Origin of the sequence: Pseudomonas rhizoryzae (assembly GCF_005250615.1) — a bacterium.
Taxonomy (GTDB): domain Bacteria; phylum Pseudomonadota; class Gammaproteobacteria; order Pseudomonadales; family Pseudomonadaceae; genus Chryseomonas; species Chryseomonas rhizoryzae.
Window position 1 is genome coordinate 57,744 of record NZ_SULM01000010.1, and the last position, 18,056, is coordinate 75,799.

Annotated in this window: 10 protein-coding genes; all 10 read right to left on the reverse strand. The window is 68.4% G+C overall.

The annotated features are described in order from the left end of the window. Positions 1-17 precede the first annotated feature (17 nt). The 10 genes from FAZ11_RS17230 to FAZ11_RS17275 all read right to left on the reverse strand — a co-directional run bounded on the left by FAZ11_RS17230 (position 18) and on the right by FAZ11_RS17275 (position 17,930). On the reverse strand, positions 18-1,163 hold the full coding sequence (locus tag FAZ11_RS17230) for an alginate O-acetyltransferase AlgX-related protein (RefSeq protein WP_058762160.1): 1,146 nt from the start codon (positions 1,161-1,163) through the stop codon (positions 18-20). Positions 1,164-1,173: 10 nt separating this feature from the next. Next, entirely contained in the window at positions 1,174-2,589 is a 1,416-nt protein-coding gene (locus FAZ11_RS17235; RefSeq protein ID WP_058762161.1) for an MBOAT family O-acyltransferase, read from the reverse strand. A 13-nt stretch (positions 2,590-2,602) separates the two neighbouring features. After that, positions 2,603-3,259, reverse strand: a complete 657-nt coding sequence (locus FAZ11_RS17240; protein WP_058762162.1) for an alginate O-acetyltransferase AlgF — start codon at positions 3,257-3,259, stop codon at positions 2,603-2,605. Continuing rightward, the gene (locus tag FAZ11_RS17245) at positions 3,259-3,915 is read right to left on the reverse strand and encodes an SGNH/GDSL hydrolase family protein (protein WP_058762163.1); all 657 of its coding nucleotides are present in this window, start codon (positions 3,913-3,915) and stop codon (positions 3,259-3,261) included. Before FAZ11_RS17245 ends, FAZ11_RS17240 begins: the two co-directional genes overlap by 1 nt. Before the next feature lie 15 nt (positions 3,916-3,930). Further along, on the reverse strand, positions 3,931-7,863 hold the full coding sequence (locus FAZ11_RS17250) for a cellulose biosynthesis protein BcsC (protein ID WP_137279383.1): 3,933 nt from the start codon (positions 7,861-7,863) through the stop codon (positions 3,931-3,933). Continuing rightward, the gene (gene bcsZ / locus FAZ11_RS17255) at positions 7,842-9,002 is read right to left on the reverse strand and encodes a cellulose synthase complex periplasmic endoglucanase BcsZ (RefSeq protein ID WP_058762165.1); all 1,161 of its coding nucleotides are present in this window, start codon (positions 9,000-9,002) and stop codon (positions 7,842-7,844) included. Before bcsZ ends, FAZ11_RS17250 begins: the two co-directional genes overlap by 22 nt. 8 nt (positions 9,003-9,010) lie before the next feature. After that, complete coding sequence (gene bcsB, locus FAZ11_RS17260; RefSeq protein WP_081320085.1) at positions 9,011-11,308, reverse strand: cellulose biosynthesis cyclic di-GMP-binding regulatory protein BcsB; 2,298 nt, start codon at positions 11,306-11,308, stop codon at positions 9,011-9,013. Position 11,309: 1 nt separating this feature from the next. Continuing rightward, complete coding sequence (gene bcsA / locus FAZ11_RS17265) at positions 11,310-13,490, reverse strand: UDP-forming cellulose synthase catalytic subunit (RefSeq protein ID WP_058774274.1); 2,181 nt, start codon at positions 13,488-13,490, stop codon at positions 11,310-11,312. Further along, positions 13,487-14,548, reverse strand: a complete 1,062-nt coding sequence (locus FAZ11_RS17270; RefSeq protein ID WP_058774275.1) for a cellulose synthase operon protein YhjQ/BcsQ — start codon at positions 14,546-14,548, stop codon at positions 13,487-13,489. Before FAZ11_RS17270 ends, bcsA begins: the two co-directional genes overlap by 4 nt. Before the next feature lie 364 nt (positions 14,549-14,912). Continuing rightward, entirely contained in the window at positions 14,913-17,930 is a 3,018-nt protein-coding gene (locus FAZ11_RS17275; protein ID WP_058774276.1) for a cellulose biosynthesis protein BcsC, read from the reverse strand. Positions 17,931-18,056: the final 126 nt, after the last annotated feature.

Below are 18,056 nucleotides of genomic sequence, written 5' to 3' on the forward strand. Positions count from 1 at the left end.
AGAAAGCCTTGGTTGCCTCAAGGACGCGGATCGAGGCGCACGGCCTCGGGGCTGGGGGATTGTAAATCGCGCTCCGGGATTTCCCAGACCAATAACTGTGGCGGGGTTTGTCGGAAGGCCTTGCTAGCGAAATAGTCGCGCGCGGCACCGGCGAAATGCCCACCGTCCTTGGCGAAGCGACCGACACTGGCCCCCAGCGCCTGCTCCAGGAAGGGCAGGAAGTTGGAGTTGCGCGAGAAGGAGGTGCCGATCAGCGCGAGGTTGGGCAGGTCACCGTCGCCGAACAGGTCGTCGCTCGCCCCGGCGGCCGCGTGGCTGTCGACCTGGGTGAGCCTCAGCAGCTCGGGCGTGGGTTGCAGGCGCGGGGGTAGCCAGTCCAGACCGGCCAGGCGTACCAGATCGCCCGGACGCGGTGCTGGCGGCAGCTGTGTGCGGGTGAATTCGCGGGCCGGGGTGGCCTGGAAGGGCAGGCTGCGGATACGGGCGGCCAGGGCCTGGGCGGCGGCCTCGGCACCGGCTTCGTTCCAGTGGGTATCGGTCCGCAGGAAGGCGCCACTACCCAGGGGGGTAAGAACTGGGGTGAGGTCGACGACCGGCACGCCGGCTGCGCTGAGCAGCCGGGTCCAGTCGCCGATGCGGTTGGCGAAGGCGGCCGGGCGCCGCAGGCCGCAGAGTTGGTCGGCGGCGATGCGGCTCTTGTCCGGCACGATGGCGACCAGCAGGTGGATATGCCGGGCGGCCAGCGCGCGCTGCAGCTCGATCACGGTCTGGGCTCGCGCCCGGGCATTGGCGGCGGCCTGGCGATGGACTTCCAGTTCTTCGGCGAGGAACAGCCAACCGGGACAGCCCTGGCGCACCCGTGGCCCGGTATCGCCGAACAGCAGCCAGCTCAGGCCGCGCTCCAGGCGCGCGGCGGCTTCGGGCAGCGGCGCCTTGGCCAGCTCCTTGGCGATATGGTGGGTGAGTTCGCCTTCGAGCAGGGCGTGACGGTCCAGCCGCTCCGGCCAGAGCGAGAGGCGGTCGGTTAGCAGGGCCCAGGCGCAGGAACCGAGGCCGAGCGCCAGGAACAGGGCGAAGACCAGGCCGGCCAGGGGCGCCAGGCGCACCTGGGTGGCGCTGGGCGGTTGCGGAGCGGGTGAGGGCGGCAGGGCGGGTGCGCTCATGACGACGACCTCAGAACTGGAAGTAGAGGAAGGGCACGGCTTCGCGGCTGGCGATCAAGCCGAAGCAGAGCAGGAAGCCGGCCACCGGCCAGGCGGCGCCCAGGCCGCGCAACAGGGCGCTGCTGGGCAGCCGCTGCTCGATGCGCGGCTGCCACAGCGGGGCGATGACGCAGGCCACGCCCAACAGGGCGGCCAGGCCATGGGCGGGTCTCAGGGTGACGGCCAGGGCATCGCCCAGGGCGAAGCCGTGCAGGCCGAACTGCCCGGCATACATCGACAGCGCCGCCGAGAAATCCGGCGCGCGGAACAGGGTCCAGGCCAGGGCCACGAACAGCAGGGTCAGGCCATGGGCCAGTGGGCGCGGCAACGGCCGTCCGCCGAGTTCGTCCCAGAGCCGGTCCAGGCACAGCGCCAGGCCGTGCAGCATGCCCCAGAGCAGGTAGTTCCAGCTGTCGCCGCCGTGCCAGAGACCGGCGATGGCCATGGTCAGGAAGAGGTTGCGATAGGTGCGAAAGCGACCGCCGCGGTTGCCGCCCAGGGAGATGTAGAGATAGTCGCGCAGCCAGCTGGACAGCGACAGGTGCCAGCGGCGCCAGAAATCCTGGATGCTGCGGGCGAGATAGGGGCGGTTGAAGTTTTCCGGGAAGTGGAAGCCCAGCATCAGGCCCAGGCCGATGGCCATGGCGCTGTAGCCGGCGAAGTCGAAGAACAGCTGCAGCGAATAGGCCAGGCAACCGATCCAGGCGTCGAGGAAGGACGGCTGCTCGAGGTGGAAGGCGACGTCCACCAGGGGCGACAGGGTGTCGGCCACCAACACCTTCATGCACAGGCCGATCATGAAGCGCCGGGCACCGAGGGCGAAGTTCTCGCGATTGAACCAGCGCTGATTCAGCTCGCGGCGCACCCAGTCGTAGCGGATGATCGGCCCGGCGATAGAGTGGCCGAACATGGAGATGTAGGTGGCGTAGTTGACGAAGCTGCGCTCCACCGGCACTACGCGACGATGGACGTCGACCAGGTAGGAGATGGCCTGCAGCACGACGAAGGACAGCCCCGCCGGCAGCGCCACCTTCTGCCAGTCCAGCGGCAGGGCGCCGGCGGCCACCAGGGCCTGGCTCCAGGTGGCGGCGACGATGTTGGCGTACTTGTACCAGCAGAGCACCGCGAGGTTGATCACGATCAGTCCCGCGAGCACCCGCAAGCGGGTCTTCGAGCCTTCGCGCGCGCGGTCCACCAGCAATCCACCGACCCAGGCCAGCAGCCCCATGGCCATGTGCAGCAGCAGGAACAGCGGACTCAGCCAGCCATAGAACAGCCAACTGCCCACCAGCAGCACGCCGTTGCGCCCGCCGGGTCGCGCCAGGGCGTAGACCAGCAGGAACACCGGCAGGAAGAGGGTGAGGAATTCCAGCGAAGCGAAGACCATCGCGAAGCTTTCCTTAGCGGGCGACGCTGTCCTGGGTGGCGAGCAGGCGCGGACCGCTGGCGCCGGGCAGCAGCAGTACGCTGTAGCGCTCACCGGCCTTGAGTTCGCCCAGGTCCAGCGGCTCGCCCTCGGCCTGGCCGGCGCAGGTCAGCTGCACCTTGAGCGCCACGGCGTTGAGGCTGCGTCTTTGCAGGGTGCCATCGGCCACGTCCTTGAAGATCTCGGCATTGCGCCCGGCGGCTTGCAGGCCCGGGGTCGCACATTTGGGGTCCAGGCTGTAGAAGGCCAGCGAGGCCTTGAGCGCATTGAAGTCGTCCGGCTGCTCGCGTACCACGCGCTGCACCAGCGGCGTACCGGGCAGCACCACCAGGGTGGCGAATTCACCGGGGGCGACGGACAGTTCCAGCGGGGCGCTGGCAGCGCCGCGCTGGAGTTCACCCTTGATCGGCTTGGCGGCCGGTACGGTCAGGTAGCTCGAGACCGGCTTGGCGGCGTCCAGCTGCAGGCGTGCGGCGGAACCGGCCGCCTGCAACGCCAGCGGCTCGCTGCCGGCGTTGACGAATCGGAGGAAGGCGGAGTCTTCGCTCGGGCCGGTGGGGTACAGCGGGATTTCGGCAGCCTGGGCCAGGACGCTGGCGCCCAGGCCTGCCAGCAGCAACAGGATCTTCATCACTTGGCTCCCAGTTCAGCGGGCGGCAACTTGGCCAGGGCCGTGGCGATGGCGTTGCCCCAGGCCTTGTAGCCGGCCACGGTGAAGTGCTGGCCGTCGGTGGTGATCCACTGGCCGGGCTTGGAGAAGGTCAGGGAGTCGATATAGGTGCAGGGGGCGACGTTGCTGGCGAGGAACTTGGACATCAGCTCGGTGCGCGGATCGTTCTTGCCGTACTGGCCACCGGCCTTGCCCCAGGCCGGACCGACCCAGACGCACTTGGTGCCGGTGGCGGCGATTTCCTTGGTCAGGGCGGTGACGCTCTGCCAGGCCCAGGCCTTGGGAAAGGAGGGCTTGTCGTAGGAGGCCATGGTGTCGCCGATCACCAGTACCACCAGGTTGGGCTTGTCGGCGGCGATCAGCTCCTTGATCGGCGTGGTGGTGGCATCGCGGCCCTTGATCACCAGCTTGCCGTTGTCCCGCTGCTCGGCGCCGCAGTCGACCTTCTTGGTGGTCAGCCAGTCGGCGGCGCTGGCGCCGCAGGCGCCGATGGAGTGCACCTTGGCGCCCTGTTGCACCAGGGCGGCGTTAAGGGGCTCGACCAGGTGGTCGGCCAGGCTCATGTGGCTTTCGCCGAGAACGAGAAGGGACAGGCCGGCAAGGGCGGAAGCGGGCATGGGGATGACCTCGGATCAGTTGGAATAAGGCGAGCGATAGGGACTGACCGGCAAGGCCAGTGGTCGGTCCTGCGGGTCGAAGTAGTAGCGCAGGTAGAGACTGCCGTTGACCTGGCGATAGTCGCGGGCATTGTCCAGGCCCAGTTCGCCGCCCAGGTGGAAGTCCGGGTTCAGGCGATATTCGCCGGCTGCGGCCAGGCTGTAGCCCAGGCCGGTCTTGCTCTGGCCGGCGTAGCGGGCCGGGCTGCCCAGCGCCTGGCTGGCCGCAGCCTGGGCGGCGGCATCGGTGGGGTAGTAGTCGGCGGCGTCCTGCTGGAAGTGCTGTACCCCGAGGGTGCCGCGCAACTGGTAGGTCCAGCGGTCGCCGCGTTGCGACCAGATCAGCGGCACGCCCAAGGCGAAGAAGCGTTGCGGGCTGAAGTAGCCACCGTGGCCGTAGGTGAAGAAGTTCTGGTTGTTGGCGTAGCCCAACGCGGTGAGCGACAGGCCCAGGGTGAGCTGGGCGTCGCTGCCGTTGACCAGGTAGCGATAGGTGCCGCCACCGAATTCGGCGCGGTCGTTGTCCTCGACGTGGTTGCCCAGCAGGCGGAACCAGGACGCGTAGGCATAGGCGCCCATGCTGCCGTCGTCGTAGCTGAGTTGGCCCCGCACGCCATTGGCGGTGACGCCGCCCCACTCCTGGCCGGTACGGGCATCGCGGCTGCCGGCGAAGGAGGTCAGGCTGTCGATCACCGCGCGACGCGACGCCGACAGGGTATAGCGGGCGTGCTCGCTGTCGCCCAGCGGTCGCTCCAGGCTGACCCCGCCGACCACGGTGGCCTCGCGGAAGCCCAGCGGCGTGGAGCCGGCATCCGCCTTGAGGCCGCTGCTGGGTTGGCTGTAGGCCACCGCGATCCCGGTGCCACTGGCCTTCTGGCTACCGGGATCGCCGCCCGCGATGCTGGCGACCGGGCCACCGCCGAAGCGATCCGCGGCGCCTGGGGCGACCTTGCCGGCGTCGAGGCTCACCGGGGTCACCCGGACGGCCAGGCGGTCGTCGCCCACCGGTACGGCGATCTCCAGGGGCGCGTCGACGGCGGTGAGCTTGCCCAGTCCGGATTCACTGTTGTTGCTGCGTACCGAGAGGCCCTGGGTGATGGTGGCGCTGCGGCTCTGCTGGATGTTGGCGAGGGCGCGTTCGGCTTCGCTCAGGCCATCACGGGGTGCGCTCTCGACCGCGGCGGTGGCCGGGGCGAAGGGATTGTCGGGCAGCGTGCGAGGCGCCGGCTGCGAGGCGTAGGACGAGCGAACCGGAGGGGCTTTCCGAACGGGACGGGCGTCGGCGATGGGCGGAGCTGGCAAGCGGGTATCCAGCGCTGGGGTAAGGCTGGCGGAGCTGTCGACCGGCGGTGGCAGCGGCGCGTCGGCGCGGGCCGGGGTACTGCGTGAGCGACCCTGGGGCGCGAAGGGATTGGCCGGGAAGGCGCTGGCGGCCAGGGCACGGTCACGCTGCTCGGCAGCGACCACCTGGGTCAACAACTCGGCGGCGGTACCCTCGCGACCCAGGCGGCTGTAGAGGTTGGCCGCGCGGGTCAGCACCTGGGGATCGTCCGGCGCCAGGCTTACCGCGCGAGCGGTGGCGCGCTCGGCGAAGGCGCGATCCTGGGCCGCTATGGCGGCGTCGGCGGCGCCCAGTTGCAGTTGGGCGTCATCGGGCCAGAGCTTGACCAGGGGGCGATAGAGGTTGACGGCCTTGTTGGCGTCGCCATGGGCCAGATACAGCCGTGCCAGGGCGGCATTGACCTGCGGATCCTGGGGCCGCTGGGCGAGGGCCGGCGCCAGGACGTCATAGGCCTCCGCCAACTGACCGCGCTCGCGCAGGGCATCGGCCTGGCGAATACGATAGCGGCGGGAGAGATCGCCGTAGCGTTCGCGCTGGGTAGGCGTCAGCCGTGCCGCGCCCAGTTCGTCCAGCAGGGCGTAGGCTTCCCGATCGTCACCCTGTTGCAACAGGACCCCGGCGTACTGCAGCCGCAGGTCGACATCGGTCGCCGGGGCGGCGGCCACCAGGGGGCGCAGCAGTTCCAGGGCGTGGGTGCTGTCGCCCAACTCGGCATAGCCACCGGCCAGGGTCCGCAGCAGCGCGGGTTGGCCTGCCGCCTGGGCTTCCAGAGCCTGGAGCCGGGCGCGGGCGGCTTCGCGCTGACCGCGCTTGGCGAGCGCCAGGGCGGCGGCCAATTGCTCATCCAGGGCCAGGCGCCGGGCCAGGGCCTGAATTTCGGGACTCTGGCGGTCGGTGGGAATACGCGCCAGCAGCGCCTGGGCGCGCGAGGTATCGCCCTGCTCGCTGGCGAACAGGGCGCCAACGAAGAGCACGTCGGCTTGGGTCGGGTGGCGTTGCAACAGGCTGTCCAGCTGGTTCTGGCCTTGCTTGGCCTGGCCTCGGGCGACATCGAGGCGGGCCAGGTCCAGGGTGATCCAGGGATCGTCGGGGGACTCGCGCAGCGCCTCCTGCAGCGCCGCCCGGGCGCCGGCCAGATCGCCGCGTGCACGCAACAGACGCGCCTGCTCGCGCGCGACACCAGCCCTTATCTGAGCCAGGCCCGGCAGCGTCGCCTGGGTGCTGTTGGGCAGGCTATTGGCCAGCCGTAGGGCCTCATCGCCGCGTCCGGTCTGGCTGAGCACCTCGATCAGGCCGCGCCGGGCGCCGAGGTCGTTGGGGTTGCGGGCGAGCAATTGGCGATAGCCGGCTTCGGCCGCGCCCAGGTTGCCACTGCGGGCCTGCAGATCGGCCAGGGCCAGTTGCCCGGCCGGAGCCTTGGCATCCAGCCGCAGGGCCTGATCGATCAAGCGCCGGGCCTCGCTCAGGTTGCCAGTGGCCTGGGCGCCACTCGCCTGGGCCAGCAGGCGTTCGTAGCGGACGCCCTTCAGCGCCTGCTCCCAGTCGCGCCCCTTGGGCTGGGCTACCGCTTCGCTGAGCAGCCGCTCGGCATCGTCCAGGCGGTGCTGCTGTTGGCGTATCACGCCCAGGCCACCCAGGGCGTTGGGGTCCTTGGGCGCCTGCTTGAGCCGGGCCAGGAAGTCCTGCTCGGCCTGGGCCTGGTCGCCCTTGCGCAGGGCGGCAAGGCCACTACCGACCAGAGGATCGGCCCGCCAGGGGCTGGCACCCTTGCCGCGCTGGGCCAGGCCCTTGGCCAGCAGCGCGCGGATCTCCGTATCCTCGGGATGGACCTTGAGGAAGTCCTCGAACAGCTGGGCCTTGGCCGGGGTATCCGGCGCGCCCATCCAGGTCAGCGCCAGGCGCCAGCTTTCGTCGGCATCCCCGGCGATCTCCGGGCGCTTGCTCAGGGCGGCCAGGCGGCGGATGCCCTCGGCGCGACTGTCTTCGCGGCGGATCAGTTGCTTGGCGTAGAACAGCGCGAGGATCGCATCGTTGGGGTACTCCCGCAGCAGGCGCTGGAAACCGGCCTGGGCTTCCGGCCAACCGCCGTCGACGAAGGCCAGGGTGTTGTAGTACTCGCGGGCCAGCAGACCCTGGGGTTGCTGGCCGGCAAACAGCTGGCGATAGAGGGCGACTGCCTTGGGTCGATCACCGCCGTCGGCCTGGCGGCGTGCCTCTTCGCGCAGGGCGGGGTTGTCGCCGCTGGCCACCTGGATGTCCTGCGCGAGTTGCAGGGCTTGCACGGGTTGTGGCTTGAGCGCCTGCAATTGCGCCAGATAGCGTTGCGCCTGTGCCGGCTGCTTGGCGGCCAGGGCGAGGCTGCCCAGGCCGTAGAGCGCCTCGGGACTGTGTTCGTCGAGTTCCAGGAGCTTCTGCCAAGCTTCCCGGGCGCGCTCGGGTTTGTCGCGTTGCTGCCAGAAGCGCCCCTGCTCGATGAGCAATTGGGCGGCACTGGAGTCGGCGGCGAAGGCGGGCGTCTGGGCCAGCGCGGCCACTAGGCCAAGCGTCAGGGGGAGGTGCTTGTGCATGCTGTCTTCCATGAGGGTTGCAGGCGGCCGTCGGCAGCGAAGCGGTAGTAACCGGCGCTCCAGCCGAGGCCGAACAGGCCGAGCATCTGGTCGTAGTAGCGCAGGGGTTGGTCGGCACCGAGGCCGGCTTCGGCGCGACGCTCCTGGGCCTCGGCCAGCCAGAGGTCACCCTGCTGGCGCAGGAAGGGCACCAGGGCCGCGGAAAAGCCCACCGGGCCGCTCCCCTCGGCCAAGCCGCTGCGGACATCGATCCGCTCCGGCGGGACGCCCAGGGTCGCCGTGGCCCGGGTCATGCCGTCCAGGGCGGCCAGCAGCGGCTTGGCCAACGGATCGGCCGGGTTGGTCAGACCGGCCCAGAGATAGACGCGGATGGCGTCGTAGCTACCCTGTGCCGGGCCCTGGGGGTCGTCGACCACCAGGCCGCGACCCGGTGCCGTACCCCGGTAGCCGGTCCAGTCCGGCGCCAGGTGCTGCGGGTTGTATTGCTGCAGCAGCGTCGGCAATTGCTGCAGCAACGCGGTCCAGGGCCCCTTGGGCTCTTCGAGCGCGAGGCGCCGCAGCAGGAAGGGTGGCAGATAGCTGAGATTCAGTCGCCAGAGATGCTCGGGCAGGACGAAACCCTTGGGGCCGGGCAGCAGGGTGGGACCGAGTCCGGGCAGGTCCACCACCACCTCGGCGCGGATGCGGGCGAGCAGGGCCCGGGCATCCTCGGCATAGGCCGGCCGCTGCCAGAGGCGTGCCGCTTCCAGCAGGCTGTAGGCGAACCAGAGATCGGCATCACTCGCCGCATTGGCATCCTGGATGCCCCAGCGGCCATCGCTGCCCTGGCCCCACAGCCAGGCTGGCAGGTGCTGAGCGAGGTCGCCCTGGGCGAGATTGCTCTTACTCCATTGCCAGATGTGCTCGAAGGTGTCCGGTTCGTTGGCCACCAAGGCGAAGAACAGGGCGTAGGCCTGGCCCTCGGAGGTGCTGTGGTTGGCCTTGAGACTGGACTCCAGCACCCGGCCATCGGCCTGGATGGCTGTGGCCGAGAACCTCTGCCAGTGCGGCCAGGTGGGCCGCTCGCAGGTCGCTGCCGCCATGGCGCTCTGGGCGAACAGGGCGGTCACGAGGGCGAGCTGGGCGAGGCACGCGCGCATGGCCAATCTCAACCTTGCAGCCGGCGCCGCGCACGGGCGCGCAGGGCCAGATAGACCGGCGTGGCGAGCAGGCCCACGGCCAGGGCGGTGGCCAGCAGCATCAGCAGCGGATGGTTCGCCAGCAGCCAGCGGACATAGAGCACCGGACCCAGGCGCCCGAGATGATAGGTCTGGTCGGCGACCAGGGCATCGATTCGCTCGTTCCTGACCACCGCCAGACTGCCTTGCAGGTTCTGGGTGTAGGCCGCGCTCTGGGCCAGGTCGGTGGTGAGCTTTTCCAGGCCAGCTGCATCGGTGGCCGCGAACAGCACCACGCTGCGACCACTGCTCAGCGGCGATTCGAAGCCGGCGACGTAGGCGCTGTTGCCCGTGCCGTTGAAGCCCAGCGCGGTGCGGGTCTGGCGCAGGTTGTCGCGCGGATCGGGGCTCAGCCAGTTGCGCACCCGCAGCGCCAGGTCGGAGAGTTCGAAGCGTCGGCTGCTACCATCCAGTGCGGCGGGCAGATTGCCGGCCCATTGCTGTAGCAGCGGCGAGCCACCGGTGGTCAGCACCAGCAGGTCGCGCTGGGCGACGTCGTCCACCTGGGTACCGCGCACCACGGCGATGCCCGGGGCCGGATAGCCGGTGGATTCGCCGAAGCGACCGAGCAGGGTCAGGTAGGCACCCAGTTCGCCGAGCGAGGGTCGTTCGTCCAGTACCACCGCCGTTTCGGACAGATCCGCCAGGCGGGTGAAGGGGAAGCCGCTGTCCTTGAACACACCCAGGTTGGGCATGGCGATGAAGTGCGAGTAGCCGCTGAGATCGAGGGTGGATTCCGGCTCGATGACGCCCCTCATGTTGTCGATGATGACGTCGCGGCATTCGCCCTGCTTGATGTAGTCGTACATGAAACGGAACTGCAGCGGCGTTTGGGCGGACACGTTATCCAGCGGCACCCGCACCTGGGTTTCGCGCGGCAGGCTGTCGTCGTCGCCCTTGAGCGTGGCCAGCAGGCCGCTGTCCAGGTGCTCGCGCGAGGGCAGCGCTACGGATTTGATGAAGCGGTCGTTGATGGACACCAGCAGTGACGAATTGGTCGAGACCGGCTGCGGCGTGTAGCGATACTTGAGGTCGAGCGGAGCGCCCTGATCCTGCCAGAGGAACAGATCCGGTGGCAGGCGCAACGGCACCGTGAGGTTGCCGGGGTTGTAGCCCGCGGCGCTGAGGTTCTTGAGTTCGGTCAACTCGCCCAGCTTCACCGGACGGTCGCTGGGCAGCCAACTCGGCGCATCGTAGGGCTTGCGGGGGACCAGGGTGTCCAGGCGGTCGAGGGTCACCCGCGGGCCGGACAGGGTCTTGCTGCCCAGGGTCAGGCCCTGAGCCGCCCGCTTGAGCTCGGCGCCATCGCGACCGGCCAGCACCAGCAGCTTGCCAGCCGGGTCGCGTGGATTGGTGAGGATGGCGACGGTCGGACCGCTCAGGGCGGCCAGGCTCAGGCCCAGGCGCTCGGCAGCTGCCGGGCTGTCCAGCAGGACCACGGCATTACCCTTGTCCGGCACGGCATCGGTAGCCGCCGGGAAGCGGGCACCACGGTAGCCGGCCAGGGCGCCGAACCAGGCGGCGACGTTACCGGCGGCTTCCAGGGCGGCGTTGTCCGCCGTGGGAACGACGAAAGGCAGCACCAGCGGGCGAGCGTCACGGCGGTCGAAGAACGGCCGCGGCAGATTGGCCAGGTCGTTATCGAGCACGATACGGGTGACTTGGAGTTGCAGCTCGCTGTCGTTGCCGATCTTGGCCCAGAGGCTCGAATGCAGGGGGTCTTCGCACTGCATGGTGTAGTGGCCGATCAACTGCAGGCTCAGGCGGTTGAAGTCGGTGATCAGGCGCGGCGGGATGTCGATGGTGGCCCGCTGCGGCTTGCCGGCGCCATCCTTGGGGACGGGCAGGCTGGCGGCCACTTCGTCGTTGACCAGCACGTTGATCTGCGAGAGGTCTGGCAACAGCGCGGGTGAATAGCTGTAGTCCAGGGTCAGGCGAGCGCCGGTCACCACCTCGTCGCTGCGAATGCCGAAACTGACGCTGTCGCTGCCGTCCACGCCGCGCAGGTTCATCGGATAGCGGGCGCCCAGTTGCTTGAGCGTGTAGCTGTAGGCCTCGCCGGCAGTGGTCGCCGGCGGCGCCACCTGCGCCGGGGGAACAGGGGCCGTTGCCGGTGCTGCCCAGGCCGGTAGGTCGACGCCGACGGCCAGCGTCAGCGCGAGCAGTGAGAAGGTCCGGGCTGGACGAAAAGCAGAGGTCAGAGGATTACGCACGCTCGGAACATCCATGTCAGGAGGAAGAAGAGGCCGAGTCGCGACGGTTCGTCACCGCGCGCCAGGCATTGCGATTGAGGTCGGCGATGCCGCGCAGGCCGATCAGGCTGACCTCGCGCAGCGAGCCCAGCAGCGAATCCGGCCGGTGGTGGCCCCAAGCCTCGGCCCAGAGATCGGCGCGGGAAAAGGTCATGCGCACCAATTCGCGCTGCTCGGTGACGCTGAGGTCGACGAAGCGGGTGCCCACGGCGCCCGCTCGGCTGAAGACCACCGTGGCCGGAAAGCGGCGGAGCTGGCCACGGCGCTCGAGTTCGATGTGTACCGCGGCGTCTACCGGAACCTGGGCGCCGTCGGGCAGGCGCAGACCCAGGCCGTGCTGGGAGAAGTCCAGAGTGCTGCAGGGCAGGCGTGAACCATCGGCGAGTACCAGCCCGGCCGGTAGTGTCGCGGCCACGCGCGGCTCGGCACGGATCTGCCGCGTCTCGCTCGCCACCGCCACCGCGGCACTGGCGATCACCAGGTTGTAGAGCGTCCAGGCCAGGTTAATGGCGACCGTGGTCGTGGCTTCCGGATCGCCCAGGAACAGGCGGCCGATGCCCACTACCAGCCCGACCAGATTGAGCAGTAGCAGCACTATGTAGGGGCGGGCCAATTCCCAGTCGAAGTAGTCCCTGGCGATGATGCCGCCCTTGTCGGTGACGTTGAAGGTGCCGAGTCGGGGGTTGAACAGCGCCGCCAGGGTCGGGCGCAGGATGTACCAGGCCAGGACCGTCTCGTACACCTCGTTCCAGAAGGAGTGGCGGAACTGGCCCTGGATGCGCGAGTTGGTCAGGTTCGAATGCAGTACATGGGGTAGTACGTAGCAGGTGATCAGCAGGGCCGAGGCGTGGAAGATCTGGGCACTGAACAGCAGGTAGGCCAGCGGCGCGGTGAGGAATACCAGGCGCGGTAGACCGTAGAAGAAGTGCAGCATGGCGTTCAGGTAGCAGAGCCGCTGGCCGAAGGCGAGTCCCTTGCCCAGCAGCGGATTGTCCAGCCGGAAGATCTGCGCCATGCCGCGGGCCCAGCGGATACGTTGGGCGATGTGGCGCGACAGGTTCTCGGTAGCCAGGCCCGCGGCCTGGGGAATGCCCAGGTAGGCGGTGTTGTAGCCGAGGCGATTGAGCTTGAGCGCGGTATGGGCGTCCTCGGTCACCGTCTCGGTGGCCACCCCGCCGATCTCCAGCAACATCGAGCGGCGTATCACCGCGCAGGAGCCGCAGAAGAAGGCGGCATTCCACAGGTCGTTGCCGTCCTGCACCAGGCCGTAGAACAGTTCGCCTTCGTTGGGCACGGTGCGGAAGGTATTGAGGTTCTTCTCGAAGGGGTCGGGCGAGAAGAAGAAGTGCGGCGTCTGCAACATGGCCAGCTTGGGATCCTTGAGGAACCAGCCCATGCATATCTGCAGGAAGGAGCGGGTCGGCACGTGGTCGGCGTCGAAGATGGCGACGTATTCGCCATCGGTGACCTTGAGCGCGGCATTGAGGTTACCGGCCTTGGCGTGCTCGTTGTTTTCGCGTACCAGGTAGGAGACGCCCGCCGTCGCGCAGAAATGGCGGAAGTCCTCGCGACGACCGTCGTCCAGTACATGCACCCGCAGCTTGTCGCGCGGCCAGTCGATGGCCTGGGCCGCCAGGATCGACAGCTTCACGATGCTCAAGGCTTCGTTGTAGGTGGGGATGAAGACATCCACCGTCGGCCATGCGCTGGGGTCCTCCGGCAGCGGCACCGGCGTCCGGCGCAAGGGCCAGATCGTCTGGAGATAGCCGAATACCAGGACCGTCAGAGCATAGAGTTCAGCGGCCACCAGGCCGTAGCCGAGCACCATCTCCAGTGGCGTCTCGAAACCCAGGGTGGCGGTGAGGCGCCAGTACAGATAGCGCAGCGACGCCAGCAGCGACAGCACGATTAGCATGATCACCGGCAACCGTCCGGGCAGCCGCCGCAGCAGCAGCGCGGCAACGAAGCAGCCGATGGCGAAGAGCGCCTGTTCGTCCAGGGCCATGGGTACGCTCACCAGCAGCGCGGCGAGCAGCCCCAGCGTGGACCAGCCAAGCACCTGAGCCCAGCGTGGCAGCGGGCGCGTTGGCGCAGCGGGCTCGGGACTCGGCGCCCGTTGCCGCTGACGGATCTGTTCCAGACGATCGAGAAAACTCATGGCAAGGACTGCACGTAGCGGGGCACGAAGGCAGCGCTGTCCACCAGCAGTCGCCCGGCCAGTTCATCCAGGGCGGTCGCCCAGGCGTCCTGCAGGCCATGCAGTCCCCGTCCCGAGGTCAGTGCCCGTTCCAGCGCCGGGCTCTCCGGCAAGGCGCCGAGCAAACGCTCGCCCCAGGAGCGAGCCACGATGGCGGCGATGTCCTGGGTCAGGGGACGCACGGGATCGACGCGGTTGAGCAGATGAGCGCAGCGGGCGTGGCTCGCGCAATCCTGCATTTGGCGCTCGAGGCGCGTGAGGCTGGCATAGCCGGCCGCATCCGCCGTGGTCACGCCCAGTACCTGGGTCGCCAGGGCCAGGGCCTGGCGACCCAGCGGTGTCGAGCCCGTCGGGCAGTCGAAGATCACCAGGGTGTCGGCCGCGACGTCCAGCAGTGCCAGGCGCCGCGCCAGCCACCGCGGGTCCCTCTGTAGCGATAGCTCCAGGGTCAGCAGATCGATCTCGCTGAGCACGCCGAAGGGCAGCAGTTGCAGCTGCTCCGTCACCGAAAGGCAGCTCGTCAGAGGCACCGGGATGGCCGCCGCCGGTACGGCCAGCTCGGGCTGCAGTAGGGTGCTCAGCACGTTCTGCGCATCGAGTTCCACCAGCAGCACCTTCTGCCCACGGCGGGCCAGGGTCTGCGCCAAGCCAGCGGCGACTACCGTCTTGCCGGTACCGCCCCTGGCCGACAGCACTGCCAGCACCGGAGCCGTCAGCGCCGGCGGTACCTGGTTCAACGCCTGGTCGAGGGCGGCGACCGCTTTTTCGGCCTGGCGCGCGGTGTGTTGCTGCGCGAGTTCCTGGGCCAGCGCCGGCAGTTCGGCGGAGGCGGCTGGCGAGACCGGCAAGGCCGCGTTCAATTCTTCCGGGACGGTGCTGGCTGGCTGCTCCTCGCTCTGACTCGGTGCAGGCGGCGGGACCGACCTGGGTAGAGAGTCGGACAGCTCGAACTCACGGTAACGGTGAGGATCGCCGCCAAAGGCGCGAAACAGGTTGGCGATATCTAGGGAGCGGCCCATGGCAAGATTCCGGTGGGTCGAAAGGGTGATGGCAGACGGTTTGGCGTCAAATTTATGGCTATTCGCCACTATGGCGTCATAATTGCGAATGGTGTCACGGCCCTTCTGTGACTTCCTAGTGAAATTTGTTTATTCCGATACACGTTCGGTGTGACCGGATAACTGGGCCAGAGCAGTCGTTGAAATGATAAGAATCGTTAGACGACAGGGGAAAATCGTCAACGGTCCGCTTCGGTTCGCGCGGACGAGAGGCGTCGACATGGGGAGAGGCGGTCAAAAGGGCGACGAACGCCAGGATGAGCGGTCAGGTCGCGAAAAGGCGCAAGCCGGATAAGACAAGGCCCGCAGATGCGGGCCTTGGTCCTTATTCCTCGTTGCGCGACCGGTAGGGTTGCGGGCGCATGAGTTGCGGGCGTCCTTCCTGCTCTTCGAAGAAGTAGCGCAGGTAGACGTTGCCGTTGACGTCGCGCTCGTCCTGGGCGTTGTCCATGCCCAGTTGACCACCCAGGGCGAACTGGCCGTTGAGGCGGTATTCGCCCTTGGCCGAAAGGCCGTAGGCCACGCCGGTCTTGCTCTTGCCGCCGTATTGACCTTCGCCGGCCGCTTCCGCCGCCGCTTGCAGCGCGGCATCCTCGGGATAGCGATCCGCGGCGTCCTGGCGAATGGTCTGGACACCCAGCAGGCCTTGCACCTGGTAGGCCCAGAGGTCGCCACGTTGCGACCACACCAGCGGCACGCCGATGGCAAAGTAGCGCTGCGGACTGAAATAGCCGCCATGGCCATAGGTGAGGTGGTTCTGGTTGTTGTCGTAGCCGATCGCCGTAGCGGAGAGGCCCACGGTGAACAGGCTGTCCGGACCGTTGCGCAGGTAGTAGTAGACGCCGGTGCCGATCTCGAAGCGATCGTTGTCCTTGACGTCATGGCCGGTCAGGCGATGGGCCGCGCCGTAGATGTAGGAGCCGTAGCGACCATCGTCATAGCGCAGGCGCGCCAGGCCGCCATTGGCGGTCACGCCGCCCCACTCCTGGCCGGTACGCGGATCGCGGATGCCGCCATAGGAGGCCAGGGAGTCGGTTACCGAGCGCCGCGACACGCTCAGGGCATAGAGCAGGTTCTCGCTCAGGCTGCTCAGCGGCCGCTCCAGGGTGGCGCCGCCGACGACCGTGCTGTATCTCAGGCCCACCGGCGAGACGCCGATGTCGCCCTTGAGGCCGCGCCCGGCGTCTTCCACGGCGATGGACGCCGCCACGCCGTTTTCCTTCTGGCTGCCGTCGCTGCTGCTGTCGTTGATGCGGGTCGGGGTGACGCGCACGGCCAGGCGCTGGTCGCCGGCCGGGAAGGAGATCTCCAGCGGTGCGCTGACGGTGGTCTGCCGTGAGCTGCCAGTGGGATCGTAGCTGCGCACGTTGAGACCCTGGGTGATGCGGATGCTGCGCTCGCGCTGCAGCTGGCCGAGGATCTGCTCGGTAGCCAGGCTGCTCGACAGGCTGCTGGTGGGCACCACGGACAGATCGTTGAAGGGATTGTCGGCGGCCTTCTGCGCCTGCAACGGATCGCTCCAGGCGTAGTCGGCACGACCACCACCGCCACCCACGGCGGCGGGGACGGCGGCCAGGGCATCGTCACTGCGACGCTGGCCGGGCAGCGCGGCGAAGGGGTTGTCGCTGGCACCGGCAGCGCGGGCGGCGGACTCGCGATCCTGGCGCTCCACCTGGACCACCTGTTCCAGCAGGCTGGTGGCGGTGCCGGCCATGCCGATGTCGCGGTAGAGCAGGGCGGCGCGGCGCAGCACCTGCGGGTCGCTCTGGCCGAGCTTGGTCGCCTGGTCCAGGTACTGCCGAGCGGTGACGCTGTCCTGGGATTTGGCGGCGATCTCGGCGGCGCCCAGGTAGAGTTCGGCATCCTTGGGCTGGTCGCTCAGGACGTCGCGATAGAGCTGGCGGGCTTTCTGGGTGTCGCCACTGGCCAGGTACATGCGCGCCAGGGCCGCTTGGGCGGCCTTGTCGTCGGGGCGGGCCTTGAGTGCCGGCGCCAGGGTGTCGTAGGCGGCGGCCAGTTCACCCTTGTCGGTGAGATGGTCGGCTTGGCGGATGCGATAGCGGGCGAGCAGGTCGTCGTACTGCTGCTTCTCGCTGCTGTCGAGCACCACGCCCTGCAGGTCGCGCAGCACGTTGCCGACGGTCTGATCCTGGTTCATCTGCAGCTGAACGCTGGCGTAATGCAGCTGCATGCCAGGTGTCGGCCGGGTATCGCCGGAGATCAGTGGCTTGAGCAGCGCCAGGCCGTGCTCGGGGTCGCCGGCGGTGGCGAAAGCTTCGGCCAGATCGCCGATCAGGTCGGGATTGCGACCGGCGCGGGCTTCCAGGCGCTTCATCAGGCTGCGCGCTTCTTCGCGACGACCCTGCTTGGCCAGGGCCACGGTTTCGGCCAATTGTTCATTGAAGGTGATGCGCGCGGCCAGGGCATTCATGTCCGGCGAACGCTGTGGCTGGGGAATGCGCATCAGGGTCTGCATGGCGCGCTCATATTCGCCCAGCTCGTTGGAGAGCAGGGCGCTGGCATAGAGCACCTCGGGGCGCTGGGCGCCGTCCTTGACCAGGCTGTCCACCAGATCGCGCGCGGCGCGCGGGCGACCCTGGCGAACTTCCAGGCGTGCCTGGGCGAGGCGCAACCAGGGATCGTCCGGCGATTCCTTGCGCGCCTGTTCGAGCAGACGCGAAGCGCCCTGCAGATCGCCGCGTGCCTCGGCGGCTTCGGCTTCCTGCATGGCTTGGCCGGCGCGCAGGCGATCCAGGCCCTTGATCTTGTTCTGGGCGCTCGGCTGCAGATTCTTGGTGAGTTGCAGGGCTTCATCGGTACGCCCCAGCTCGTTGAGCGCGGCGATGCGGCCGTAGTAGGCATCGACGTTGGCCGGCTCGCGCATCAGCACCTGGCGATAGGTGGCTTCCGCCAGATCCCACTGGCGTTTCTGGCTCTGGATGCCGGCGAGGAACAGTTGCGCCTCGACCGCTTCCGGCTTGAGGCGAATGGCCTCGACGCTGAAGTCGCGTGCCTTGTCCAGCTCGCGCTTGTTCTCGGCCGCATGGGCGAGTTCGAGCAGGTGGTGGTAGCGCGCCTCGTCCAGCGCTGGCTGCCAGGTCTTGCCGCCTTTCTGGACGGCCTGGGTGAGCAGTTGCTCGGCCTCGGCATAGCGTTTCTGCGCCAGGCGCGCATTGCCCAGCTTGCCCAGGGCATCCGGGTCCTGGGGCGTCTTCTTCAACTGGGCTTCCAGCGCCTGCACAGCGGCCGCGGTTGGCGTCACCTCGGCAGTGGCAGCCCAGGTGGCTTCGGCATGGATCAGTAGGGCGAGCAAGCCGAGAGGCAAGGTGAGGTGCTTGGGCATGGTTCTTTCCGTGAAGGCTGTTAGGCGTCGCTGCAGCTCCCGGTCGACGCAGGGCTGAAACGGTTCCGGCTACTTGGGAATAGCTGAACGCAAGCTGAACGGCAAATCTAGCCGCGGATGATTCCC

What these genes read in the sequence shown, in the direction of transcription:
- FAZ11_RS17230 (WP_058762160.1), bottom strand. Translation starts at nt 1,163, where the DNA reads ATGAGCGCACCCGCCCTGCCGCCCTCACCCGCTCCGCAACCGCCCAGC.
- FAZ11_RS17235 (WP_058762161.1), bottom strand. Translation starts at nt 2,589, where the DNA reads ATGGTCTTCGCTTCGCTGGAATTCCTCACCCTCTTCCTGCCGGTGTTC.
- FAZ11_RS17240 (WP_058762162.1), bottom strand. Translation starts at nt 3,259, where the DNA reads ATGAAGATCCTGTTGCTGCTGGCAGGCCTGGGCGCCAGCGTCCTGGCC.
- FAZ11_RS17245 (WP_058762163.1), bottom strand. Translation starts at nt 3,915, where the DNA reads ATGCCCGCTTCCGCCCTTGCCGGCCTGTCCCTTCTCGTTCTCGGCGAA.
- FAZ11_RS17250 (WP_137279383.1), bottom strand. Translation starts at nt 7,863, where the DNA reads ATGCACAAGCACCTCCCCCTGACGCTTGGCCTAGTGGCCGCGCTGGCC.
- bcsZ (WP_058762165.1), bottom strand. Translation starts at nt 9,002, where the DNA reads ATGCGCGCGTGCCTCGCCCAGCTCGCCCTCGTGACCGCCCTGTTCGCC.
- bcsB (WP_081320085.1), bottom strand. Translation starts at nt 11,308, where the DNA reads ATGGATGTTCCGAGCGTGCGTAATCCTCTGACCTCTGCTTTTCGTCCA.
- bcsA (WP_058774274.1), bottom strand. Translation starts at nt 13,490, where the DNA reads ATGAGTTTTCTCGATCGTCTGGAACAGATCCGTCAGCGGCAACGGGCG.
- FAZ11_RS17270 (WP_058774275.1), bottom strand. Translation starts at nt 14,548, where the DNA reads ATGGGCCGCTCCCTAGATATCGCCAACCTGTTTCGCGCCTTTGGCGGC.
- FAZ11_RS17275 (WP_058774276.1), bottom strand. Translation starts at nt 17,930, where the DNA reads ATGCCCAAGCACCTCACCTTGCCTCTCGGCTTGCTCGCCCTACTGATC.